The organism is Mesorhizobium sp. Root552, from assembly GCF_001427285.1.
Taxonomy (GTDB): Bacteria; Pseudomonadota; Alphaproteobacteria; order Rhizobiales; family Rhizobiaceae; genus Mesorhizobium.
In genome coordinates, this window is sequence record NZ_LMFV01000063.1 from 77,627 (window position 1) to 101,825 (window position 24,199).

18 protein-coding genes and 1 tRNA gene are annotated in these 24,199 nt (G+C 59.3%); 8 read left to right on the forward strand and 11 right to left on the reverse strand.

All coding sequences use genetic code 11. From position 1 onward, the window contains the following. Positions 1–16: 16 nt before the first annotated feature. Positions 17–1,021, reverse strand: coding sequence for a KpsF/GutQ family sugar-phosphate isomerase (locus ASD50_RS22125; protein WP_056246678.1), 1,005 nt, complete (start codon positions 1,019–1,021; stop codon positions 17–19). 145 nt (positions 1,022–1,166) lie between these two features. Between ASD50_RS22125 and ASD50_RS22130 the strand changes: the two genes are divergently transcribed. Beyond that, positions 1,167–2,861 (forward strand): outer membrane beta-barrel protein, encoded by a 1,695-nt coding sequence (locus ASD50_RS22130; RefSeq protein WP_056246681.1) that lies wholly within the window; start codon positions 1,167–1,169, stop codon positions 2,859–2,861. Between the two features lie 18 nt (positions 2,862–2,879). Here the strand turns inward: ASD50_RS22130 and galU are convergent, their stop codons facing one another. Continuing rightward, positions 2,880–3,782, reverse strand: a complete 903-nt coding sequence (galU, locus tag ASD50_RS22135; RefSeq protein WP_056246750.1) for a UTP--glucose-1-phosphate uridylyltransferase GalU — start codon at positions 3,780–3,782, stop codon at positions 2,880–2,882. Positions 3,783–4,010: 228 nt separating this feature from the next. Here galU and ASD50_RS22140 point away from each other — a divergent pair, with 228 nt between their 5' ends. Next, entirely contained in the window at positions 4,011–5,237 is a 1,227-nt protein-coding gene (locus ASD50_RS22140; protein ID WP_056246752.1) for a lytic murein transglycosylase, read from the forward strand. A gap of 28 nt (positions 5,238–5,265) precedes the next feature. Continuing rightward, positions 5,266–6,495 (forward strand): DUF459 domain-containing protein, encoded by a 1,230-nt coding sequence (locus ASD50_RS22145; RefSeq protein ID WP_056246684.1) that lies wholly within the window; start codon positions 5,266–5,268, stop codon positions 6,493–6,495. A gap of 27 nt (positions 6,496–6,522) precedes the next feature. Here ASD50_RS22145 and ASD50_RS22150 read toward each other — a convergent pair whose 3' ends face one another. Together ASD50_RS22150 and gltB are read right to left on the reverse strand one after the other, a co-directional pair. Further along, positions 6,523–7,977, reverse strand: a complete 1,455-nt coding sequence (locus ASD50_RS22150) for a glutamate synthase subunit beta (protein WP_056246689.1) — start codon at positions 7,975–7,977, stop codon at positions 6,523–6,525. Between the two features lie 180 nt (positions 7,978–8,157). Continuing rightward, a complete protein-coding gene (gene gltB, locus ASD50_RS22155) occupies positions 8,158–12,885 on the reverse strand; it encodes a glutamate synthase large subunit (RefSeq protein ID WP_056246693.1) in 4,728 nt (1,575 codons plus the stop codon). A 430-nt stretch (positions 12,886–13,315) separates the two neighbouring features. Here gltB and ASD50_RS22160 point away from each other — a divergent pair, with 430 nt between their 5' ends. After that, positions 13,316–14,368, forward strand: coding sequence for a threonine aldolase family protein (locus tag ASD50_RS22160; protein ID WP_056246698.1), 1,053 nt, complete (start codon positions 13,316–13,318; stop codon positions 14,366–14,368). Between the two features lie 65 nt (positions 14,369–14,433). On the opposite strand, the gene ASD50_RS22165 is transcribed toward ASD50_RS22160, so the two are convergent. Continuing rightward, positions 14,434–14,904 carry an Hsp20 family protein gene (locus ASD50_RS22165; protein WP_056246701.1) on the reverse strand — a complete coding sequence of 157 codons (471 nt, stop codon included), beginning with the start codon at positions 14,902–14,904 and terminating at the stop codon, positions 14,434–14,436. 165 nt (positions 14,905–15,069) lie between these two features. Between ASD50_RS22165 and ASD50_RS23340 the strand changes: the two genes are divergently transcribed. Both ASD50_RS23340 and ASD50_RS22170 read left to right on the forward strand, forming a co-directional pair. Continuing rightward, entirely contained in the window at positions 15,070–15,354 is a 285-nt protein-coding gene (locus ASD50_RS23340) for a hypothetical protein (protein ID WP_156465223.1), read from the forward strand. Next, the gene (locus ASD50_RS22170) at positions 15,351–16,310 is read left to right on the forward strand and encodes an alpha/beta fold hydrolase (RefSeq protein WP_056246704.1); all 960 of its coding nucleotides are present in this window, start codon (positions 15,351–15,353) and stop codon (positions 16,308–16,310) included. Before ASD50_RS23340 ends, ASD50_RS22170 begins: the two co-directional genes overlap by 4 nt. Positions 16,311–16,315: 5 nt before the next feature. Here the strand turns inward: ASD50_RS22170 and hisN are convergent, their stop codons facing one another. Further along, positions 16,316–17,089: a histidinol-phosphatase gene (gene hisN / locus ASD50_RS22175; protein ID WP_056246707.1), complete on the reverse strand. Its 774-nt coding sequence runs from the start codon at positions 17,087–17,089 to the stop codon at positions 16,316–16,318. Positions 17,090–17,347: 258 nt separating this feature from the next. Beyond that, positions 17,348–18,289, reverse strand: coding sequence for an N-formylglutamate amidohydrolase (locus ASD50_RS22180; RefSeq protein WP_056246711.1), 942 nt, complete (start codon positions 18,287–18,289; stop codon positions 17,348–17,350). Positions 18,290–18,448: 159 nt separating this feature from the next. Here ASD50_RS22180 and cpdR point away from each other — a divergent pair, with 159 nt between their 5' ends. Further along, a complete protein-coding gene (gene cpdR / locus ASD50_RS22185) occupies positions 18,449–18,811 on the forward strand; it encodes a cell cycle two-component system response regulator CpdR (RefSeq protein WP_006199474.1) in 363 nt (120 codons plus the stop codon). 60 nt (positions 18,812–18,871) lie between these two features. Further along, positions 18,872–18,946, forward strand: a tRNA-Val gene (locus tag ASD50_RS22190). A 336-nt stretch (positions 18,947–19,282) separates the two neighbouring features. On the opposite strand, the gene ASD50_RS22195 is transcribed toward ASD50_RS22190, so the two are convergent. The 4 genes from ASD50_RS22195 to istA form a co-directional block, all read right to left on the reverse strand. After that, positions 19,283–21,064, reverse strand: a complete 1,782-nt coding sequence (locus tag ASD50_RS22195) for a recombinase family protein (protein ID WP_056246713.1) — start codon at positions 21,062–21,064, stop codon at positions 19,283–19,285. Further along, positions 21,061–21,291: a DUF2924 domain-containing protein gene (locus tag ASD50_RS22200; protein WP_056246717.1), complete on the reverse strand. Its 231-nt coding sequence runs from the start codon at positions 21,289–21,291 to the stop codon at positions 21,061–21,063. Before ASD50_RS22200 ends, ASD50_RS22195 begins: the two co-directional genes overlap by 4 nt. Positions 21,292–21,671: 380 nt before the next feature. Beyond that, complete coding sequence (gene istB, locus ASD50_RS22205) at positions 21,672–22,511, reverse strand: IS21-like element helper ATPase IstB (RefSeq protein ID WP_156465225.1); 840 nt, start codon at positions 22,509–22,511, stop codon at positions 21,672–21,674. Between the two features lie 20 nt (positions 22,512–22,531). Then, positions 22,532–24,031 (reverse strand): IS21 family transposase, encoded by a 1,500-nt coding sequence (istA, locus tag ASD50_RS22210; protein WP_056246723.1) that lies wholly within the window; start codon positions 24,029–24,031, stop codon positions 22,532–22,534. Between the last annotated feature and the right edge of the window lie 168 nt (positions 24,032–24,199).

The window sequence follows — 24,199 nt, forward strand, 5'->3', positions numbered from 1 at the left end:
TCACGGCAATCCGGGATCAGGCAGCGCCGATGCGCAGCAGGTCGTGCAGATGCACAAGCCCGACCGGGCGATCATTCTCAACCACCATCAGCGTCGTAATCGCAGACGAATTGAGGATCTGCAGGGCGGTCGCGGCAAGCATTTCCGGACCGATTGCCTTGGGCTGCGTTGTCATCACTTGATCGACGTTCATCGCCAACAAGTCGCTACCGATCTTCCGTCGGATATCACCGTCCGTGATAATGCCAGCCAGAGCGCCATCGTCAGATACGATTGCGACGCAGCCAAAGCCCTTGCCGGACATTTCAAGGATTGCGTCGCGCATCCCGGTTCCGGCCTGTACGAGCGGAAGCTTGTCGCCGGTATGCATGATGTCGCGGATTTTGGTCAGGTTGGCGCCGAGTTGCCCACCGGGATGAAAGGTGCGGAAATGGTCAGGCGTGAAGCCCCTCGCCTCCAGAAGGGCAATCGCCAGCGCATCGCCGACGACAAGTTGAAGAAGTGTAGACGTCGTCGGGGCAAGCCCATGCGGACAAGCTTCGGCGACGCGCGGCAGGAGCAGCACCACGTCTGCCTCGCGCGCAAGCGCCGACTTTTGTCCGGCCGTCACGGCGATCAAAGGTATTGAGAAGCGGCGTGAATAGGCAATTATTCCCTTCAGTTCGGCCGTCTCGCCCGACCATGACAGGGCAATGATTGCATCATCGGCAGCAATCATGCCGAGGTCACCATGATTGGCCTCGGATGGGTGGACGAAAAAGGCCGGCGTTCCGGTTGAAGCCAAAGTGGCAGCAATTTTCGAACCGATATGCCCGCTCTTGCCGACGCCGGTGACGATGACACGCCCGCTAATGCCGGAGATCGTCTCGACAGCTTCTGCAAATGGCGAGGCAAGTCCGTCCTGAAGTGCCTTCACCAGCGCTTCTAGGCCACCTTGACTGGTGGATACGGTTCGAAGAGCCGACGCGATCGAAGCTTGACGATCCGGCTGAGTCTTCTTGGTGGAGATGCCCGCGCTCATGGCGAATGCGCTTAGCGCGTTGCACTTTGCCTGTCCAACAATTTGCTTTGTCCCAGTGTTCCAAAAGGCCGCGCCTCAACCCTCCGTTAACCATCCCAATTTACGGTTCGGTAAGCATGGCGCGCCGGCGCCTTTCGAGGTTGTAATGCCGCGTCTTCAATCCAGAACCAGAACAGCCGAGCGGGCCGAAACGATCCGCATGCTGCTTTTGGCGGCAACTGCCCTGTTGCCGATGTCAACCGTTTCAGTGCTGGCGCAGAACCTGGAACTGCGCGGTGAGGTTTCTGAATCTGCGATTCTGAGCGATCAACAGACCAAGACGCGGGAAATGGCCCAGGCTCAGGCTGCCCAGGGAACAAGCTCCACGAGCGGGGTGCCCTCTCCCGTCTACCACCCATCGAACGCAACCAGCGACAGCACCGACACTGGCCTTTCAACCGGCAGCATCTTTGGGGCACAACAACCCACCGACACTTTCGCAGACGACGCGCCTCCGCTGCCGCGTCGCCGCCCGGCGGCTACATCTTCACAGCCCGAACAGGCCACGACCGAGGAAATCTCGCCGCCAGCGCAGGATGATGATCCTCCGCTAGACTTGCCCACCAATAGCCGCGCCACCACCATCGATACAGAGGAAGACCTTCGGCTCAATCCTCGCGCCGAGCGCACTGGCGCAATCGAATCCGCCACGAGAGAGCAGGAGGCAGATCCCTTCGCCCCTACGGGCATTCGCGTTGGATCGTTCACCTTGCGGCCATCCGTGGAGCAAGGCATCACCTCGACGTCAAATGCAGACTCAAGCAATGGCGGACGCCCGGCAACGCTTTCCGAAACGGCGTTGCGCCTCAATGCGACCTCAGACTGGAGCAAAAACTCCGCCAGTATCGACGGCTATGTGCTTCTTCGAAAGACCTTGTCCGGTGACGAAGTTGAAGACGCACGTGGCCGCCTCGATACAAATCTCAACATCGACCTCGACAATGAGTGGCGAGCAGTCGGCAAGCTGGGATACGAAGCAGCGCCTGAATCCGCATCATCACCGGTCGTGATCACCGGCACCACCTCAGAGCCACTACGACAGACCATCGACGGCAGTCTTGGTATCGAGAAGGATGTCGGCAAGGCGCGCATCGGCCTGACCGGCGCTGTCGAGCGCGATATCTACGGCGACGCCGAGCTTTCAACGGGTGGCCTGCTGTCCCAGAAGGACCGCAACTCCACCCTTTATACGGCCACCTTGCGTACGGGGTACGAGATCTCACCGGCCCTGACACCATTTCTGGAATTCGAGGCAGGGCGGCGGCTCTACGACGAGCGTATCGACACCGGCGGCTTCGAGCGGTCGGCAAACCGGCTAGGCACACGCGCTGGCCTCGAATTCGACCTTGGCGAAAAGCTGGCTGGTGAATTCTCCGCTGGCTGGCTGCGGGAATCGTTCGACGACAATCGCGTTGCCCCAATCTCGGCAGCAACGGTCAATGCCGACCTGAGGTGGTCGCCTGAGCGCGGCACCACAATCGGCTTGAGAGGAACAACTGCCGTGGAAGGAACGACAACCCCCGGCGAAGGCGGTTCGATCTTCTATTCAGGCCGCCTGTCAGCAGAACGGCAAATCCGCGCCAATCTGACTGCGACGGCACTTCTTGGCCTGGATTGGCGTGACTACAGCGGCTCTGATGGCCACGATCTGATCTTCAGCGCCGAAGCAGGATTGACCTGGTGGCTGAACCGCTATGCCGGCATCACCACGCGCGCTCGGCATGAAACCCTTTCGAGCAACCTGCCCGGCCGCGACGCCAGGACCAACAGCATCTATGTGGGCCTGACGCTCCGGCGCTGACCGGACTTGTCCGTTATTTCAGCCGGTTGAACGCTGGCGCTGCGGGTGCATCTCGTCCAGCAAAGTGCGGATGACTTCGGACATGTTCTCGTTCATGTCGCTGCGCCACAACGCAAAGGCGACATTGGCTTCGACAAAACCTTCCGGAGAGCCACAATCAAAAGTGCGGCCATCGTACTTGTAGCCGTAGAACGGCTGCTGCTTGCCAAGCTTCAACATGGCGTCGGTAAGCTGGATTTCGTTACCGGCTCCGCGTTCCTGGCTTTCGAGTATCTTGAAAATCTCCGGCTGCAGGATGTAGCGACCGTTGATGTAGAGGTTGGATGGGGCGGTGCCGGGCTTGGGCTTCTCGACCATTTCAGTGACGCGAAAACCGGTATGCGTTTCCTCGCCGCGTCCGACGATACCATACTTGTGGGTCTCTGCCGGATCGCATTCCTGCACCGCGATGATGTTGTTGCCCGTTTCTTCGTAGAGTTCGACCATGGCCTTGAGGCAGCTTTTCCGCGACTGCATGATCATATCCGGCAAAAGCAGCGCAAACGGCTCATCGCCAACCAGTTCGCGCGCGCACCACACCGCATGGCCCAAGCCAAGCGGCACCTGTTGGCGTGTAAAGCTTGTCTGACCCGGGCTTGGTTGCAACTGCTGCAGGCGCGAGAGCTGGTCGCCCTTTCCGCGTTGGGCAAGGGTATCGTAAAGCTCGAACTGAACGTCGAAATGATCCTCGATGACAGCCTTGTTGCGGCCCGTCACGAAGATGAAGTGCTCAACACCAGCCTCTCGAGCTTCATCCACGACATACTGGATGACGGGTTTGTCTACGACGGTCAGCATTTCTTTCGGAATGGCCTTGGTAGCCGGCAGAAACCGCGTGCCGAGCCCAGCTACCGGAAAAACTGCTTTCCTTACTTTTTTCATATTGCCAATCATCCATTCCGTTCTTGTTGGCCTGCCCTGCACTTCGTGCCCAGACCCTCCATCGTACATTGTCATGCCGAAATTGAGGAAGGTTGAACGCTTGATCGCGAGAGGCTGCAGCCGTTAATCGATGATGCGCATTTTCGTTCCGCCAGGCTTCTATGGTAAACTAATTCCTAACCGAATTCGGCGATCAATGATCTTTCCGACATAGTGAAGGAGGAAAAGATGCCAGTTCGCAACGCCGCAAAAAGCCTTACGCGCGCCTTGACCGTGGCCGGTCTGTCCTTCGCCCTCCTTGTGCCGGCAGGTTCTGCCTTCGCGGACGCGGGTTTCCGCCAATGGGTATCGAATTTCCGCGCCACAGCCGTACAAAACGGCGTATCGGGCAGGGTATATGACGCAGCCTTTCGCGGTATCACCGAGATCGACCCCGTCGTTCTGGAAAAGGCCCGCTACCAGCCCGAATTTACCGCCCCGGCATGGGACTATTTCGACAATCGCGTCCATGACGAATCGATTGCCACCGGCCGCGAAATGGCCCGCAAGTGGAAGCCTTGGCTGGACCGGATCGAACAGCGCTTCGGCGTTGACCGTTACGTATTGCTGGCAATCTGGTCGATGGAATCGAACTACGGCAAGATTCTCGAGCGTCAGGACGTCATGCGCAATGTCGTGCGCTCGCTGGCAACCTTGGGCTATGCCGACAGCAAGCGCTCGAAATTCGCACGCACTCAGTTGATCGCCGCACTGAAGATCCTGCAAACCGGCGATATTGACGAAAGCCATCTCTCCGGCTCCTGGGCAGGCGCGATGGGCCACACCCAGTTCATCCCAACGAGCTACCAAGCCTATGCAGTTGACGTGGACGGCAATGGCCGGCGCGACATCTGGAACTCAATTCCTGATGCGCTCGGAACCGCGGCAAACCTTCTGCGAAAGAACGGCTGGCAGAGCGGCAGGACCTGGGGCTACGAGGTAGAACTCCCCCAGGGCCGCAAATTCCCGGCAGGATCGATGTCCCTCGACAAATGGCAGGCCCTTGGCGTAACCCGCGCCAGTGGCAAACCCTTCAAAAACGGATCCGAGCAAGCTGTGCTGAAATTGCCGGGTGGCCGCGAAGGACCGGCATTTCTGGTGATAAAGAACTTCTCGGTCATCAAGCGCTATAACAATGCCGACAAATATGCATTTGCCGTCGGCCTTCTTGCCGACCAGATTGCCGGCTATGGCGAACTGGTCCAGGATTGGAACCGCCCGTTTACGAAACTTTCCTTCGAGGAACGGCAGGAATTGCAGAAGCGCCTGTCCGAACACGGCTACTATAGCGGCAAGTTCGACGGCAAGATCGGTGAAGGCTCCAAGGCGGCGATCATGGCCTTCCAGGCGCAGTCCGGCTTGACCCAGGATGGCCATCCGAGCATGGAAGTGCTTAAGTCGCTGCGCCAAAGGTAGCCTTAGCCCTGAAGAGTGAGAGGTCGACTTGGTTTCGGTACTGCGCATCCGGGATACTCTGTTACGCACGCCGATCCTGATCGTGGCCTTTGCAGCGCTTCTGGCATTGTTTGCCGAGGCAATGAACGTCCCCGCAATAGCGCAGGAGCCGCAATACCGTTCGTGGTCGTTGCGTGACCTGTTCAGGCCACGCAAGAGCGAACGCGTCGCCTCGCCTGAAGCTATTCCAACGCAGCCGCCGAAGGCCCGGACGCAAACGCGCAAGTCGACTGTACGCAGCGTTCCAGCCGAACCGCCAAAACCAGTCGTAGAAAAATCCCCCGACGCACGCACGATCCTCGTCGTCGGCGACTTCATGGCCGGCAGCCTGGCCAAGGACCTTGAAACGGTGTTTGCCGAAAACGCGTCCGTCAAAGTGGTCGACCGCAGCAAAGGCTCGTCAGGCTTTGTGCGCGACGACTTCTACAACTGGCCGGCGGAAATCAGCGGCCTGCTCGAAACCGAAAAACCTGCTGCAATTGTCGTCATGCTGGGCTCGAATGACCGGCAACAGATGCAGATTGGCGAAGTCCGCGAACTCCCGCGCTCCGAAGCATGGACCAAAGAATACGAAAATCGGACCCTCGCTTTCGGCAAGCATATTTCGACCTCCAAGGTCCCCTTCCTCTGGGTCGGCATGCCGGCGTTCCGGTCAAGCAAGATGACGTCGGACATGCTGGCATTCAACGAAATCTATCGCGCCTCAGCCGAGCAAAGCGGCGGCGAGTTCGTGGACATATGGGACGGATTTGTCGACGAGAACGGCGCCTTCATCACCAGGGGGCCGGACATCAACGGCCAGCCTGTGACCTTGCGTGCCGACGACGGCATCAATCTCACGCGCGCCGGCAAGCGCAAGCTGGCGTTCTACACGGAGAAGCCGTTGCTGAAGATCCTCGGCCTCACCTCGCCGGTCGCAACTGCGCCAGCGTTGACGCCGATGGGCCTTTCGGTGGAAACCCCTGCCGAAGCCGCTGTTCCGGTCAATATCGACCGCACGCCGCCTATGCTGCTCAACGATCCGGCCCTGGACGGCGGCGCCGATCTTCTAGGTGCCGCGCCGCCTCACACAAGCGCGACCACCGCGAGAAAGGTCGTCGGCGCAGGTGACGAACCGGCAGCATCTCCGGGCCGCGCAGACGACTTTTCCTGGCCGCAGAAAAAAGCACCTGAGGCCGCAAAGGATGGCGGTGACAAGACTACCGCTATCGTTCGCTAAGTCCTCAGCATTCCGAGGCAATGAGGATCAACGCGGTAGAACGGTCGATCCCATCAGCGCCTCGTCGATGGCGTGCGCGGCCTGCCGACCTTCGCGGATCGCCCACACAACGAGCGATTGACCCCGGCGGGCATCACCCGCAGCAAAAAGCTTTTCGACATTGGTGCGATAGTTGCGATCATTCGCAGCGACGTTCTTGGAACGACGCACGTCGACCACCGTCTTGATCCCTTCGCCCAATTCAGCCAGCACGCTGTCGGTGAACGGTCCCGCAAAGCCGATGGCAATGAAGGCGAGATCGGCTCTGATGACGAATTCGGTCCCGGCTATCGGCTTGCGCTTGTCATCTACCTCGCAGCACCGGACGCCGGTCAATTGCCCGTCCTCGCCAATGAATTCAAGCGTTGCCACTTGAAACTCACGCTCTGCGCCTTCGGCTTGAGAAGACGAGGTACGCATCTTGGTTGCCCAGTAGGGCCAGACCGCAAGCTTGTCTTCCTTTTCCGGCGGCTGCGGCCGGATATCGAGTTGCGTCACCCGCACCGCCCCTTGGCGAAACGCCGTGCCGACACAGTCCGAGGCGGTATCACCGCCCCCGACGACGACGACATGCTGGCCGTTGGCCAAAATCGGCTGGGACGGCCATGCTGTCGACTGAATATCTTCGCCACCGACACGACGGTTCTGCTGAACCAGATAAGGCATGGCGTCATGCACGCCATCAAGGTCATCACCAGGAATTCCGGCTGCGCGCGGGGTCTCGGAACCGCCGCAGTAAAGCACGGCATCGTAGTTCGAGATAAGATCGGTCACCGGCTTGTCGACGCCAACATTGATACCGCAGAAGAAGGTGACGCCTTCACCCTGCATCTGTTCGATCCGGCGATCGATGAAATGCTTCTCGATCTTGAAGTCCGGGATACCGTAGCGCATCAGGCCGCCTGGACGGCTTTCACGTTCATAGACGTGGACCTCGTGGCCGGCACGGCCAAGCTGTTGGGCAGCCGCCATACCGGCAGGGCCAGAGCCAATGATCGCGACACGCTTGCCGGTCTTGGTCTGGGGCGGATAGGGGCGGATGAAACCGATCTCGTACGCCTTGTCGGCAAGCGCCTGCTCCACCGTTTTGATGGCCACGGGAATATCCTCGAGATTCAGCGTGCAAGCTTCCTCGCAAGGCGCGGGGCAGATACGGCCGGTGAACTCGGGAAAATTGTTGGTGGAGTGCAGGTTGCGGATCGCCGTTTCCCAATCGCCGTTATAGACGAGGTCGTTCCAGTCCGGAATCTGGTTGTGCACCGGGCAGCCCGTCGGGCCGTGACAGAACGGAACGCCGCAATCCATGCAGCGCGCCGCCTGCTTTTCCACTTCGCTGTCCGACAACGGCAGCGTAAATTCACGAAAATGCCTTATGCGATCAGAGGCTGGCTGGTACTTGTGCACCTGCCGGTCGATCTCCAGAAAACCTGTTACCTTGCCCATGCGTATGGTCCTTGGACTTGCGTTCGACCTCGCTTTTTCGGCGGTCGGTCGTGCGTACGGATCGGAAAACCGGGAGAACCCGGCGCAATGAAGCCTATCGGCTTCCCGGTCAGCGCGAACGCGCCTCCGGTTTGTGTCCAACCGGTTTTCGTCGCGCAAGAATGGCGGCAGCTATCGTCGTCATTCCGCCGCCACGCTCATGCGAGCGCGCTCCATCTCAAGCAATGCACGCCTGTACTCGACCGGCATGACCTTGCGGAATTTTGGCCTATAGGTCGCCCAATTGTCGAGGATTTCGCGTCCTCTCTTCGAACCGGTGTAGTGCACGTGGTTCGAAATCAACTGGTATAGCCGCTCGTCGTCGTGGCTGGTCATGTCGCCCGATACGTCGACGCGACCCTTGTGATCGATGTCACCGCCATGGTGGTGCAGCTTCTCGAGAATATCGTCTTCTTCCGGCACCGGTTCGAGCTCTACCATCGCCATGTTGCAACGGTGGGCAAAGTCGCCCGCTTCATCGAGCACATAGGCAACACCGCCCGACATGCCTGCCGCAAAGTTGCGCCCCGTCTTGCCGATGACGACGACTACCCCGCCGGTCATATACTCACAACCGTGATCGCCGACACCTTCGACGACGGCGACTGCACCCGAATTGCGCACGGCAAAACGCTCGCCTGCAACACCACGCAGATAGGCCTCGCCCTCAATCGCGCCGTAAAGGACCGTGTTACCAACGATGATGGAGTCTTCCGCTACGATCTTGGCTTCATCCGGCGGCCGGATGACAATGCGTCCACCCGACAGACCCTTGCCGACATAATCGTTGCCGGCCCCGATCAGTTCGAATGACACCCCACGCGTCAGGAACGCGGCGAAGGATTGGCCCGCCGTCCCGGTCAACTTCACCGAGATCGTGTCCTCGCGCAGGCCCTTGTGCCGGAAGCGCTTGGCTACTTCTCCCGACAGCATCGCGCCGGCGGAACGATCAACGTTGCGGATGGGCAGTTCGATTGTCACAGCCTGCTTGGCTTCGAGCGCAGGCTTCGCCAGTTCGATCAGCTTGCGGTCGAGCACGTCGTCGATCGGATGCTTTTGCCGTTCGGTCCAATGGGTCTGATCCTGAGGCGCTTCCGGCTTGTGGAACATCCTGGAGAAATCGAGGCCCTTGGCCTTCCAGTGCTCTATGAGCGCCCGCTTCTCCAAAAGATCGGTATCGCCTATGATCTGGTCGAGGTGGGTGAACCCCATCTCGGCAAGCAGTTCGCGTACTTCTTCGGCAACATAGAAGAAATAGTTGATGACATGCTCGGGCGTACCCTTGAAGCGCTTGCGCAGCACAGGGTCCTGCGTCGCAATGCCGGTGGGGCATGTATTGAGATGGCACTTGCGCATCATCACGCAGCCAGCCGCAACCAGTGGCGCGGTCGCAAAACCGAACTCATCCGCACCAAGCAGCGCGCCTATGATCACGTCGCGCCCGGTACGCAGCCCGCCATCGACCTGTAGGGCCACGCGGGAACGCAAACCATTGAGCACAAGCGTCTGGTGGGTTTCGGCCAACCCGACTTCCCAAGGGCTACCCGCATGCTTCAAGGAAGTCAGCGGAGATGCGCCGGTGCCACCATCGTAACCGGAAATGGTGATGTGATCGGCACGCGCCTTGGCCACGCCGGCGGCGACGGTGCCGACGCCTACCTCCGAAACCAGCTTGACCGATACATCCGCCGCCGGGTTGACATTCTTCAGGTCATAAATGAGCTGCGCCAGATCCTCGATCGAGTAGATGTCGTGATGCGGCGGTGGCGAGATAAGGCCAACGCCTTGCGTCGAGTGACGTGTCTTGGCAATGGTGGCGTCGACCTTGTGGCCAGGAAGCTGGCCGCCCTCACCGGGCTTTGCCCCCTGCGCCACCTTGATTTGCATCATGTCGGAATTGACAAGATACTCGGTCGTCACGCCAAAACGGCCCGACGCAACCTGCTTGATTGCCGAACGCTCCGGGTTCCGGCCACCGCCAGGCAGCGGCAGATAGCGGTCAGGCTCCTCGCCGCCCTCGCCCGTATTCGACTTGCCGCCGATCTTGTTCATGGCAACCGCAAGCGTCGTGTGAGCTTCTCGGGAGATGGAACCAAACGACATGGCGCCGGTCGAGAAGCGCTTGACGATTTCGGCGGCCGGCATGACCTGATCGAGCCGAACCTTCTTGCGACCCACCTCCTCAGCCGTTCTGATCCTGAACAGGCCACGGATGGAATGGGCATTCGCGACCGCGTCGTTGACCTGTTCGGAGAAAAGCTTGAAGGTTTCCCACGAACCTTGGCGAACAGCATGCTGCAGTGTTGCAACGGCATCTGGCGTCCAGGCATGAGCCTCGCCACGCATGCGGTACATGTATTCGCCACCGACGTCGAGCGAGTTGCGCAGGACCGGATCATCGCCGAACGCGGCTTGATGCCTTGTTACCGTCTCTGCCGAAATCTGCTCAAGTCCAACGCCCTCGATCAGCGTGGCAGTGCCGGTGAAGTACTTATCCACGAAATCGGTCTTGAGCCCGATGGCATCAAATATCTGCGCACCGCAATAGGACTGGTAGGTCGAGATGCCCATCTTGGACATCACCTTGAGAATGCCCTTGCCAATCGACTTGATGTAACGGGTGACCAGTTCGTGTGCATCCACCTCCGGCGGAAACGCACCATTGGTGTGCATGTCGGTCAGCGTATCGAAAGCAAGATACGGGTTGATCGCTTCCGCGCCATAGCCGGCAAGGCAGCAGAAATGGTGGATTTCACGCGGTTCACCGGATTCGACAACCAGTCCAACCGAAGTACGCAGGCCCTTGCGGATCAGATGATGATGGACCGCCGCCGTCGCCAACAGTGTCGGAATATCGATGCGGTCCGGGCCGATCTGGCGGTCGGATAGTATGATGATGTTGTAGCCACCAGCCACGGCCGCTTCCGCGCGCTCGCACAACCGCTCGATGGCCGCTGGCATGCCAGCGGCGCCTTCCGTGGCGGCATAAGTGATGTCAATGGTCTTGGTATCGAACCGCTCCTCCGTGTGACCAATAGAGCGGATCTTTTCCAGATCCGCGTTGGTCAGGATCGGTTGGCGAACTTCCAGCCGCTTGCGCCGCGACGAACCGATGAGATCGAAGATATTCGGGCGCGGCCCGATGAAGGAAACAAGGCTCATCACCAGTTCTTCACGGATCGGGTCGATCGGCGGGTTTGTTACCTGCGCGAAGTTTTGCTTGAAATAGTTGTAAAGCAGCTTCGGCTTGTCCGACATGGCCGCAATCGGTGTGTCGGTACCCATCGAGCCGACCGCTTCCTGGCCGGTCGTCGCCATGGGCGACATCAGGAGCTTGAGGTCTTCCTGCGTGTAGCCAAACGCCTGCTGGCGATCGAGCAAAGAAACGTCCTTGCGCAATGCACGCGGCTCGACCGGATTGAGGTCTTCCAAAATGAGCTGCGTGTTCGCAAGCCACTTCTTGTACGGGTGCTTCGTTGCGATCTCCGACTTGATCTCCTCGTCGGAAATAATGCGGCCCTTGACCAGATCGATGAGAAGCATGCGGCCTGGCTGCAGGCGCCACTTGGTAACGATCTTGTCTTCCGGCACCGGCAGTACGCCGGCTTCGGAGGCGAGGATCACGCGATCATCATCGGTAACGATGTAGCGCGCGGGCCTGAGACCATTGCGATCCAGCGTCGCACCGATCTGGCGTCCGTCCGTGAAGACCACTGCCGCTGGTCCGTCCCACGGTTCCATCAATGCGGCGTGATATTCGTAGAACGCCTTGCGGTCGTCATCCATGAGCTTGTTGCCGGCCCAAGCTTCCGGGATGAGCATCATCATCGAGTGGGCAAGGCTGTAACCACCCTGGAACAGGAACTCGAGCGCGTTGTCGAAGCACGCCGTATCCGATTGGCCTTCATAGGAAATCGGCCACAGCTTCGATATGTTGTTGCCGAACAACTCGCTGTCGACCGACGCCTGGCGAGCAGCCATCCAGTTGTTGTTGCCGCGCACCGTATTGATCTCGCCGTTGTGCGCGACCATGCGATAGGGGTGCGCCAACTTCCACGACGGAAACGTGTTGGTTGAAAAACGCTGATGGACAAGGATCAGCGCCGTTTCGAAGCGCGGATCGTTGAGGTCTCTGTAATAAGGGCCAACCTGATTGGCAAGGAACATGCCCTTATAGACAATGGTGCGCGCCGAGAGCGACACGCAGTAGGCCCCGGTGTCCCTGTTATGATTTTCGGCGTAGATGCGTCCCGAAATGACCTTACGGAGCAGATAAAGCCGCGCCTCGTATTCTTCATCATCGTCGATATCAGGCGTGCGTCCGATGAAAACCTGACGATGGAAAGGCTCCGCCTCGAGGATTTCCGGTGCCCTGGACAATAAAGAGTTGTCGACGGGGACATCCCTGAAGCCGAGGAGGGGCAATCCTTCAGACTGCGCAGATTCGGCAATAATCTCGTCGATATGCAAACGCAGAGCACTATCCTGCGGCATGAACCAATGGCCGACGCCATATTGACCGGCGGGCGGTAGATTCACCCCTTGCTTGGTCATCTCTTCACGAAAGAAGCGGTCGGGTATCTGGACCAGCACGCCCGCGCCGTCACCCACCAGGGGATCGGCCCCCACGGCGCCCCTATGCGTCAGATTGTCGAGCATCAACAGCCCGTCTTCGACAATTTGGTGCGACTTCACACCCTTCATGTGGGCAATAAAGCCAACCCCGCAAGCATCATGCTCATTGCGAGGGTCGTAAAGACCCTGCGCGTTTGGCAAACTGCCGCCCGGGGTCGCACGTTTGACGCCGTTGGCCTTGATCTGCGCGGCCGGCTCAACATCCGTCGTCACAGAAGGCGTCACGTACGTCATCGTCGTCTTCCTCCATTCAGCGCCGGAGAGGCGCCCGGTTGCTTTGGGAAGCTTCTTGCCCCCAAACTTTCAGTCTTGCAGCCCGTCTTGCGAAAACCTGGCCGAACTCTGTGGCCCGTATGGAATACCGCTGGCGGCAGCAGCCGGAATGGCATTTCACCATACGCCAATCCGCCTAGCGTTGCGCAAATAAATAAGACAGCATTACTGTCCTAAATTTCCTATGACAGAATTCTTGAAACCACACAAGACCGTTTCGAAAAAAATGCCGACAGAAGACGATAGAAAATTACGCCAATGGTCTCAGTCGGGCAATTTTTGAACATTGCAAGAGAATGGCTGGCTTCATGGGAACCACATAGGCTGGCCCTTGCACGAACAGAAATAAGTTGGTCAATCTCCCGACGATCTTTCAGGTATGGACCGACAAATGTTCTTCGCTTCCGACAATTGGGCCGGCGCCCATCCCGCGATCGCGGCCCATCTATCGGCCAATGCCGGCGGATTCTCCCCCGCCTATGGCGATGGCGCATTGGACAGGGCGGTCTATCAGCGCTTCAGTGAAATCTTTGAGCGGGAAGTGGCCGTCTTCTTTGTTGCAACGGGCACGGCCGCCAATTCTCTCTCACTGACAGCTTATAACAAACCGGGAGGCATCTCTTTTTGCCACCGCGAATCGCACGTCATCGAGGACGAATGCGGCGCTCCGGAATATTTCTCGGGCGGGTCACGTCTCAATGCGGTGGATGGTCCGCTCGGCAAGATCGATCCAGCAAATCTGGAAAAAGCTCTCGACCGCCTGACACCGGAATTCGTGCATGCGGGTCGCCCAATGGCAGTCTCCATAACGCAGTCGACCGAAGTTGGAACCGTCTACAGTCTCGATGACATCGAAGCTATCTCTGGAATCGCGAAACGGCATTCAGTTCCTTTGCATCTCGACGGCGCACGCTTCGCCAATGCGATGGTCGCCTTGAATACGACGCCAGCGGAAATGACCTGGAAACGTGGCGTCGACATCGTGTCGTTCGGTGGCACCAAGAACGGTTGCTGGTGCGCAGAGGCAGTGGTGTTGTTCGATCTGGACAAGGCCGGAGAACTTGCGTTCCTGCGCAAACGCGCCGCACAGCTTTTCTCGAAATCGCGCTTCATCGCCGCTCAGTTCGACGCATACTTTCAAAACGATCTCTGGCTCGATACCGCCCGGCACGCCAACGCGATGGCGTCCCGCCTCGCCAAGGCAATCAAGGCCTCGAAAACTGCACGGCTTGCGTGGGCACCCGAAGCGAATGAAGTCTTCGCCATCATAAAGCGGGATGACGCCGAGAGATTGCAGAGTTCGGGTGCGGCATTCTACGACTGGCATTTGCCCGCCGGTTTTTCAAAGCCAATCGGCGAAGACGAGGCGCTCTATCGTTTTGTTACCAGTTTTGCGACGACGGTCGAGGAGATCGACCGTTTTGCGGGACATATTGGGGCTTAAAAGTTCGAGGCAAAAAAAGCGGCGCCTCACGGCGCCGCCCTTCTCTCGGGAGGATGAGAGAATTTTTAGTGTGCAGCCGCCTTTGCCTCGATCTGCTTGGCCTTCGCAGGTGCCGAAGTGATCGCGATCTTGCGCGGCTTCAATTCCTCGGGAATGTTGCGCTTGAGATCAACGAACAGAAGACCGTTTTTCAGCTCAGCGCCAAGAACGTCGACATGGTCGGCAAGCTGGAACCGGCGCTCGAACGAGCGCGAGGCAATACCGCGGTAAAGCACCTCGGAACCCTCGCCTTCGGTGCCTTCCTTGCGCTCACCCTTGACCGTCAGCACATTGCGGTGCGCCTCGATCGAAATCTCGTCATCCGAGAAGCCGGCCACCGCCATTGAAATGCGATAGGCATCGTCGCCGGTCTTTTCGATGTTGTAGGGCGGATAGGTTTGCGCGCCATCCGGCTGGGCAAGCGAATCCAGCATGGTGAAGAGGCGGTCAAAGCCTACGGTAGAACGATAGAGGGGGGAAAAATCAACATGACGCATGGTGTGTTCTCCTGTCGAGCAACAAGGTTTGCGTTGTGGTTCGATCAAAACCCTAACGGCGTCTCGTGAACCAGCGGTCCCGACATCGGCGGCCGCAGAGTTCATTTGGGTGTGCTGGCCGGCTGTTTCAAGGTTCATTTCGAGGCAGGCATAATGAAGCGATGAATGCACGATGAACCGGTCAGTCAAAGCTCGTTCAGCCACATCGCGCTATTTCCTGATCACAACGGAACTGCGGATCAGATCAGCCGCACCGTGGCCGAGCCGGGTGTAACGTCCCTTCCTCCCGGATCGACAAGGCCGGGAGCCCTCCTTCGGGCGGCTTCCGGCCTTACACCCGAAAATCCTTTGCAATTCACGCATTTGCTTTCTATCACCGTGCTGATGCTTCGCCAGCCGGACACAGACCCTTACGAGGCTCCAAAAGAGACGGGCCAAAGCGCCGAATGACGGACCTTTTCTTCCATACTCCCGACAATCCGGTGCCGGACAATGCAATGACAGGCTTCCTGACCGCGCGCGATGGTCGGAAAATCCGCTATGCGCGCTTTGCGCCGACTGGCCGCCCGGACAATGGCACCGTCGTGCTTTTGCAAGGCCGAAACGAATGCATCGAAAAATACTTCGAAACCATCGCTGACCTGTCTGCAAAGGGATTTGGCGTCGCGACATTCGATTGGCGTGGTCAGGGTGGCTCCGACCGGCTGCTCCGCAACCCGCAGCGCGGCTACGTCAAGAGCTTTCACGACTACGCATCCGACCTGGAGCAGTTTTTCGAAGAGATCGTACTGCCCGATTGCCGCGGCCCCTACTATATACTCGCTCACTCGACAGGAGCGCTGGTTGCGCTGCTTACCGCATCCTCGATGGTCAACCGCGTCCAGCGCATGGTGTTGTTGACACCGTTCCTCGGCATTCCCGGGCAACGCATTTCAATGACCAGGATTCGTCTTGTCACGACCGTCCTCAGCCTGTTCGGCCTTGGCCGGTTCTATGCGGCATGGGGCCCGCGTCCAAAACAATCGGCGCCTTTCGAAACCAACAATCTGACATCGGATGCCGTGCGATATCGGCGCAATACGTCGATCTATAAAGCGCACCCGCAACTGGCTCTCGGCGGCCCGACGATCCGCTGGCTACGCGCGGCAAGCTCGGCGGCAATCGCCGTCAGCGATCGAGAGTTCATGGCCAACATTCGCATACCGACGCTGATCATCGCTGCCGGTGCCGATACTGTCGTATCAACGAAGGCGGTTGCCTCTTATGCAAGGCATCTTCGGTTAAGTTCGCTCCTTACCATTGATGGCGCACGCCACGAACTGCTCCAGGAAGCGGATCTTTACCGCGAACAGGCGCTTGCTGCTTTCCATGCCTTTATTCCGGGCACTGATGGCAGCGCCGCTTAGCTTTGTCAGCCTCGTAGCGAGGTCATTGCCGCAGCGTGGAGTTCGGGCGTCGCAGCAGCGAGAATGTCACCCCCTTGTTCGGCGGGCCTGCCATCAAAAGTGGTGATGACCCCACCCGCCTTCTCGATGATCGGGATCAATGCCACGATGTCGTATGGCTTCAGGCCCGGATCGGTAACAATGTCGATATTGCCCGCAGCCAGCATGGCAAAGGCGTAGCAGTCGGTGCCGTAACGGGCCAACCGCACCTGTCGCTCGAGATCGTCGTAGTTGGAACGCATGTCCCCCTGAAACAGTGACGGAGTAGTGGTGAACAGGATCGCCTCGGATAGCTGCGTCGTCTTGCGCGTCGCAAGCTTGCGCGGCCCGCCCGGTCCCTCATAGTGCGATCCGGAAGCGTTGGCGTAATAGAGTTCACCCGTGAAGGGTTGCGACATCAATCCGGCAACCGCATCGCCATCTACTGTCAAGCCGACCAGTGTTCCCCAGACAGGCACTCCGGAAATAAAGGCGCGTGTGCCATCGATCGGATCGATGATCCACACGTATCGGCTCGAGAGGTTCTCGCTGCCGTGCTCTTCGCCCAGGATGCCGTGATCCGGAAACCGGGCATTGATGAGTGCCCGGATCACCCGTTCCGCTTCCTGGTCCGCCTCGGTAACCGGATCGAAACCGCCTGCCAACTTGTTGTCCACCGTGCCTTGGCTGCGGAAACGCGGCAAGGTCTCGGCTGCCGCAACATGCGCGAGCTGCCGAATGAAGTCGGTTGAGATATCCAAAGCTGTCTCCAAAATGCGCCAACGCAAATCGTCGGTGTCGGCCTTGTCATATCAAGATCGTGGCTGGAATGTCACGTGCCGAACAACTGCAGCAAGTTCTGCAAAGCCTGGCAAGCCGTGATCGCTTGACATTTGTGCAATGCACAATAGGCTCGTCTTCGGACAGGGTTTCCTGTCCATGCCCTCCTTGGGCGTTTCCTCCCTAGACTCAAGACCGCGTCGTGCAAACGATGCGGTCCTTTTTTTATTCTGCACGGACTATTCGGCCGCCAGAGGAAGGTCGAGGAAATGGTGATCGGGGATCGCCATCAGGTCGGCGCAAAACAACGCCATGTCCCGGGCAAACGCATCGAACCCGGATGCCTTCTGCAAAGTCTTCTCATTCATGTAGAGACCACGGTTCACTTCGATCTGGAGTGCATGCAGGTGGCGCACCGGGCGCCCATAGTGCTCCGTAATGAAACCGCCAGCGTAAGGTTTGTTGTGGGCGACGGTATAGCCCATCGCCGACAGCAAGTTGATCGCAGTTTCGGTCAAAGCTGCCGATGCCGAAGTGCCGAAACGGTCGCCGACAATGAAATCGGGCCTGAATCCGTTTTCGCCAATCCGTATGCTGGCCGGCATGGAGTGGCAATCGATCAGGATCGCAAAGCCGAATGCTGCATGGGTTCGGGCGAGCAGCCGCTTCAGCGTTTCATGGAACGGCTTGTAGACGATTTCGATGCGGGCAATCGCCTCGGCAAGTGGCAAGCGGCCCGAATAGATGTCGAGCCCCTCGCCTACCAGCTTCGGAACGGTGCCCAGACCGCCTGCAACGCGCGCCGAACGGATGTTGCAGTAAGACGGCACCGGCTCGACAAACATGCGCGGATCGAGTTCCCACGGCTCCCGGTTGACGTCCAGATAGGCGCGCGGAAAATTCGCCGCCAGCATCGGCGCCCCGAGCATGATCGCACCGCCGAACAACTCATCGACATAGCAATCCTCGGAACGGCGGATAGCATTGCGGTCGAGCCGCGCCATCGCCAGGAACCGCTCGGGATAGTACCGGCCGCTATGCGGAGAGCTGAAAATGAACGGGACGCGCTGCTCCGCCCCCGCACGAATCTCGAAGGGCCGGACAACCGAAAAATCCTCGGCGGGCGTAGTCAATGGGATGGGACCTGAAAGCAGAAACACATCATGGTCAAAAACTGCCATCTTGAGTGCGGTGTGTCCAGCAACTCGGCGGTCTAGCCGGTGCCGCTGCGAGTTCTTTCACATGAACGTTCACTTGATCTTTACCGCCGCGCTTTCATATAGAGGATGGTTAACGGGCCAGCCGGGGGCGGTCCGGGCGGGTGATTCGGACGGAACACGATGGCACGCATTCTTCTTGCGGAAGACGACGACGACATGCGCCGTTTCCTGGTCAAGGCGCTGGAACGCGCCGGCTACCAGGTCAGCGACTTCGACAATGGCGCAAGCGCCTATGAGCGACTGCGCGAGGAGCCGTTCTCGCTGCTGCTGACAGATATCGTCATGCCGGAGATGGACGGTATCGAACTTGCCCGCCGCGCAACCGAGATCGATCCCGACCTCAAGGTGATGTTCATCACCGGTTTTGCGGCCGTCGCGCTCAACCCCGATTCCAAGGCTCCGAAGGACGCCAAGGTTCTTTCCAAACCATTCCATCTGCGCGATCTCGTCAACGAGGTCGAAAAGATGCTTCAGGCCGCCTGATCTTTTCGTTTCCCGCTATTGACGTACCGGGGCAAAAGTGGTGTATGCGCGGCTTCGGATGGGCGTATAGCTCAGCGGGAGAGCACTACGTTGACATCGTAGGGGTCCCAAGTTCGATCCTTGGTACGCCCACCATCCAGTCCTTGATTTCTAAGTATTTTCTGCCCGCTTGCGAATAGTACCGTTCTTTCAGACGCTTGCAGGCGGCAAGGTCTGAGATAGTGGCACAGGATGGTCTCAGAAGGACGGTTCTGGCGCCTATTGGCGGCTGCGTCTCTGTCGGCACTTTCCGGTGACCACTATTTGAGGCAGCTGATGCTGTTGGATCGCGGCGATGGTTAGCCATTGCGGCATGACGGGACTGGGATCTAGGGGCATCGCCCCATCTACGAGCACGAGTGCTAATCTTCATTGGCACAGATACGCAACGATGTGGAAACACTGCGGTTGGAGTTCCCACTGTGCGTGGTGTCAGATGCCGAGCATCTTCGCCTGGTCAGCCCAATTGATCGGCAGGTCGATATGGCGTGCAAGATGCCGCACACTCAATTCGGCTGGTTGTTGGCCAGTGAGAATCGCTTCAGTGATGCGCGGTGAGAGGAAGGCAAGTGGCAGAAGACGACTGACATCTTCTGGATGGACGCCAAAGCGTTCTGCAACATCCTTGCGACCAAATCCTTGTCCATTCGTCAGCATGTCCAGATAGGCATGTGCTTTGGCTATCATGCCAATCAATGGCTGATCCGGGTGTCGCAGCGACGAGCCCTGCCCTTCGATCACCAATCGGCGTCCGATGCCTCTGCGGCGGAGCGAAAGCGGCAGTTCGATGATATGCAGATCCGGGTCGCTGGCATCATTGAGCGACGCCGTTGTTTTTGTTGTGCGTCGACGTCTATCGTCGCTGTCAAATTTGCCAGCTTTGCCAGACGGGAGATTTGCACCGGCGAGCCAATTGGCGACTGCTTCCTTCTCGATCCCGATTTTGATGCAGTCACCGGCAAGCCCAATGCGGCGGATCGCCATATGAACGATCTCTCTTGTGTTGGAGGAGAATCGCCCGGCCGTTTCCAGAAGGTTCGATGCCTCCTGTGCCTTTGTGAACGCCTGTTCAATGTATGCGGCCTGTCCTGCCGTCTGCATCCATTTCGACAGGGTGGGTTTGTCTGCTAGGAGTTCCTTGAGTTGCCAAAGCACGATTGGCTCGATCTCGGATGCAGGGATACGCCAGCCATCCTGGTTATTTGAACGTCCATCCTTCAGTCGCCTCGACATATAGTAGCGATAGCGTTTGCCTTCCTTGTTGGCATGGACTGGGCTTAGCCGATCCCCGGTCTCGTCGAACAAAAGGCCAGTCAGAAGATGGATATCGCTTTTGGCCGATGTCCCCCGCGGACAGGGTGCTTGTTCGGCAAGCCTCCCCTGAACCCTGTTGAAGATCTCTTCGGTGATGATGGATTGATGCTCGCCTGCATAGACAGTGGCGCCATGACGGATGCGTCCAATATAGATTGGGTTGGACAGCATATAATAGAGCTTGCCCTTGCTGACCCTCTTTGGCGCTCGACGGCCGCCCTGCCTGCCATGTTCATGAAGTCGCGAGAGATGTGTTGCATCACCATCGCCATTTAACTCCCGTGCAAGAGCAGGAACGGATTGGAGTTCCAGGTAGCGTTTGAACAATCTTGTGATCTCGGCAGCCGCTTCCTCGTCGATGACAAGCTTTCTGTTTTCTACCCGATAGCCGAACGGAACAGTCCCTCCCATCCACATGCCCTTGGCCTTTGAGGCGGCGATCTTGTCGCGGATGCGTTCGGCTGTGACTTCTCGTTCGAATTGGGCAAAGGACAACAGCACATTGAGCGTCAGCCTGCCCATGGAGGTGGTGGTGTTGAACTGCTGGGTGACGGAGACAAAGGAAGCGCCTGCTCCATCGAAGATCTCGACGATCCTGGAGAAATCCATCAGGGAGCGGGTAAGCCGGTCGATCTTGTAGACCACCACCACATCGATCTTCCGCTCACGGATATCCTGCAACAGCCGCTGCAGGGCTGGCCTGTCCATCGTGCCGCCGGAGATGCCGCCATCATCATAGCGCTCGGGCACAAGCTTCCAGCCCAGTCCTGCCTGTGAGGCGACAAAAGCCGCACAGGCTTCATGCTGGGCATCGAGTGAGTTGAACTCCTGGTCGAGACCTTCTTCTGTCGACTTGCGGGTATAGACCGCACAGCGGAGCTTCTTTTGAGGCGCACTCATAGCCCAAAGAACCTCGGGCCTGACCAGTGGACGCCGGTGATCTTGCCTGCGATGGCCGTCAGCGAGGGATAGACCTTTGCCTCAAAGACATAGCCACCTTCGATGACATCAACGACATGGGTCTTGCCGTTCCAGTCCCGCAGCAACCTTGCGCCCGGCTGAAGCTTGCGGCGCTGCCGGGGCGGACGAACGGCAGCGGTGGGCGGCGGACGCGAGACACCAGCCATAATCAGAGCAGAGTTGTTCGAAGTGGCTAGCGATGCACCTGACCTTAGCGATAGTTGTAGAGGGAAAGTTGATTGGTCCCGTTCCCGAGGTGTCCGGCTCACCGCTAACGATTGATACGTTTGCCGTTCCGTTCCCTGTCAACGGCGGAGCAAAACCAGGCCACTGGGGCGGAGTAAAACCAGGCCAGTCCAGGTGCGGCAGAGGCCGCTCACGAAGCGCGCTTTTCCATAGCGGCTGTCAACGGCGGAGCAAAACCAGGCCACTGGGGCGGAGTAAAACCAGGCCAGTCCAGGTGCGGCAGAGGCCGCTCACGAAGCGCGCTTTTCCATAGCGCCGTAGCGAGCGAGCGGCCGTCAGGATTTGGCATGGGTGTCGCGGGTCAGACGGTGCTTGGCTGATCGCCCGTTTCGGCGGTGGCCTGGTTTTGCTCCGCCGCGACAGCCATGGCAGCGGCGCGACGCCGTCCGGCAGATTGTTTGAGGCGGTAGCTGTCGCCATTCATGGTCAGGATGTGAACGTGGTGGGTCAGGCGATCGAGCAGCGCGCCGGTGAGCCGCTCGGACCCCAGGACCGACGTCCAGTCTTCAAAAGGCAGGTTCGAGGTGACGATTGTCGATCCGCGCTCGTAGCGCTGGGAGAGCACCTCGAACAGCAGTTCCGCTCCGGTCGGCGACAGCGGCACGTAGCCGAGTTCATCGACAATGAGCAGCTTCACCGCCTGCAGTTCACGCTGCAGCTTCAAAAGCCGTTTCTCGTCGCGGGCCTCCATGAGCTGATGCACGAGGGCGGCTGCGGTGGTGAAGGCGACGGGGAATCCCTTCTGGCAGGCGGCAAGGCCAAGCGCCAGCGCGACGTGGGTCTTGCCGGTGCCGGAATTGCCGAGCGCGATGACGTTCTCGCGGCGCAGAATGAACTCGCAGCGCGCCAGCTCCAGCACCAGCATCTTGTTGAGGGAAGGAATGGCGGTGAAGTCGAAGGTGTCGAGGCTCTTCACCGCCGGGAACCTGGCCTGCTTGATGCGCCGCTCGACGACGCGACGTTCCCGGTCGATGAGTTCCAGTTCGACCAGGCGCAGCAGATAGCGGGGATGATCGACGCCGTCGCGCGCGCATTCGCGGGCGACCTTGTCATATTCCCGCAGCACCGTCGGCAGCTTCAATTGCTTGAGATGATGGCTGAGCAGCACCTGCGGCGTTCCGCTCGTCGTTCCCGCCGGCATCATATCCATGGCCTTCCCACTCATGCCGCTCTCCCGGGAATGAGGACGGCGTAATCGGCCGCCGATGTCGTCTTCACGCTGGTCTTCGGCAGATGCGGATAGGCACTGAGATCGAGCCGCGCCGGACGGCGCTCAATCCGGGCCAGCGCGATCTGCTTGACCGCATCGAAGCCGATCGCGCCGAGCCGGATCGCCTCGGTGACGGCATAGATCACGACATCCTTCGGGATTGCCTCCATCAACCGCAGCACCTGGATGAACTCGCGCTTGCCGCGATTGCCCATCCGCGCTTCCATCAGATGACGCAGATGCTGGAAGGCTTCGGGCAAGTTCCAGTCCTTCAACGGTGCGGCCTGATCGAGCGCGTTCGGCTTGGTCTCGATCAGCGCCAGATAATGCAGCGGGTCGAAGACGAAGGTGCCGGAGCCATACGAACGCTGATGCCGGGCGATCTCCTCACCGGCGCACAGGATGACGGTCTGATCGACGAAGCCCTTCACGATGACGTCCTGGAAGCCAAAGGCCGTCGGCACCGAGTAGTCATTGCCGCGATAGCGCACCAGCGCCGTCGACGAGACCCGGGCCGCCCGCTTCTCGCAGGGCTCCAGCGGGACGGCGGGCAAGTCCCTGAACGCGCGAAGATCGGCTTCGAGACGCTCGCCGATGGTCGCGGCATGGCGTCCGGCACGTTCCGCCTGCCGCGCCCGGCAGCGTTCGGCCAGCATGGCGTTGAGGTCATCGAAGCTCGCCGCTACCGGGATCGGCGTCAGGAAGTTCGAGCGGGCATACTTCACCAGCCCCTCAACCTTCCCCTTGTCATTGCCTTTCCCTGGCCGACCGAACCGATCCCGGAACAAATAGTGGCTCACCAGCTCGGTGAAGGCCCGCGTCCGCTCGCGCTTACCGTCGCCGCAGATCTTCGCCACCGCGATCTTGAGATTGTCGTAAAGCACCGACAGCGGCACGCCGCCGAAAAAGGCGAAGGCACAGACGTGGCCGTCCAGGAAGGCTTCCGTCGTCTCGGCCGGATAGGCCTTCACGAAGGGCGCATCCGACTGCGGCAGATCCATGCAGAAGAAGTGCAGCTTGCAGCGAACCCCGCCGATCACGCCGACCGCCTCGCCAAAATCCACCTGCGCATGGCCCGGCGGATGCGACAAAGGCACGAACGTCTCGCGCCCCCTGGCACGGGCAATGCGGACATAATCCTTCACCACCGTGTAGCCGCCGCCGAACCCATGCTCGTCACGCAGCCGCTCGAAGATCCGCTTCGCCGTGTGTCGCTGCTTCACCGGACCAGTCCGGTCCGCCTCAAGGATCGCGTCGATCACCGGCAGCAGGGCACCAAGCTTCGGCTTCGTCACTGGCTTGGAGCGCGTGTAGCCCGGCGGCAGCGAGAAACGGCACATCTTCAGGACCGTCTCGCGGCTCAGCCCGAAAACACGCGCCGCCTCACGACGGCTGTTGCCTTCAACGAAAACGAAATGCCGGACGGCGGCATAGACTTCCACGGCAAACATCCCGGCCGACCCCCAAAGGGACCAGCCTAGCCACTGGACGGTTTTTACGCCGCCCGCACCAGCATTACGCCGGCGCTCCTGTGGCCTACTTTGTCACCGCCGCGCACACACGATGGAACTGGAAGACGGACAGGGCCCACAAGGCGTTGTCGGAAGCCTTTGCCGACC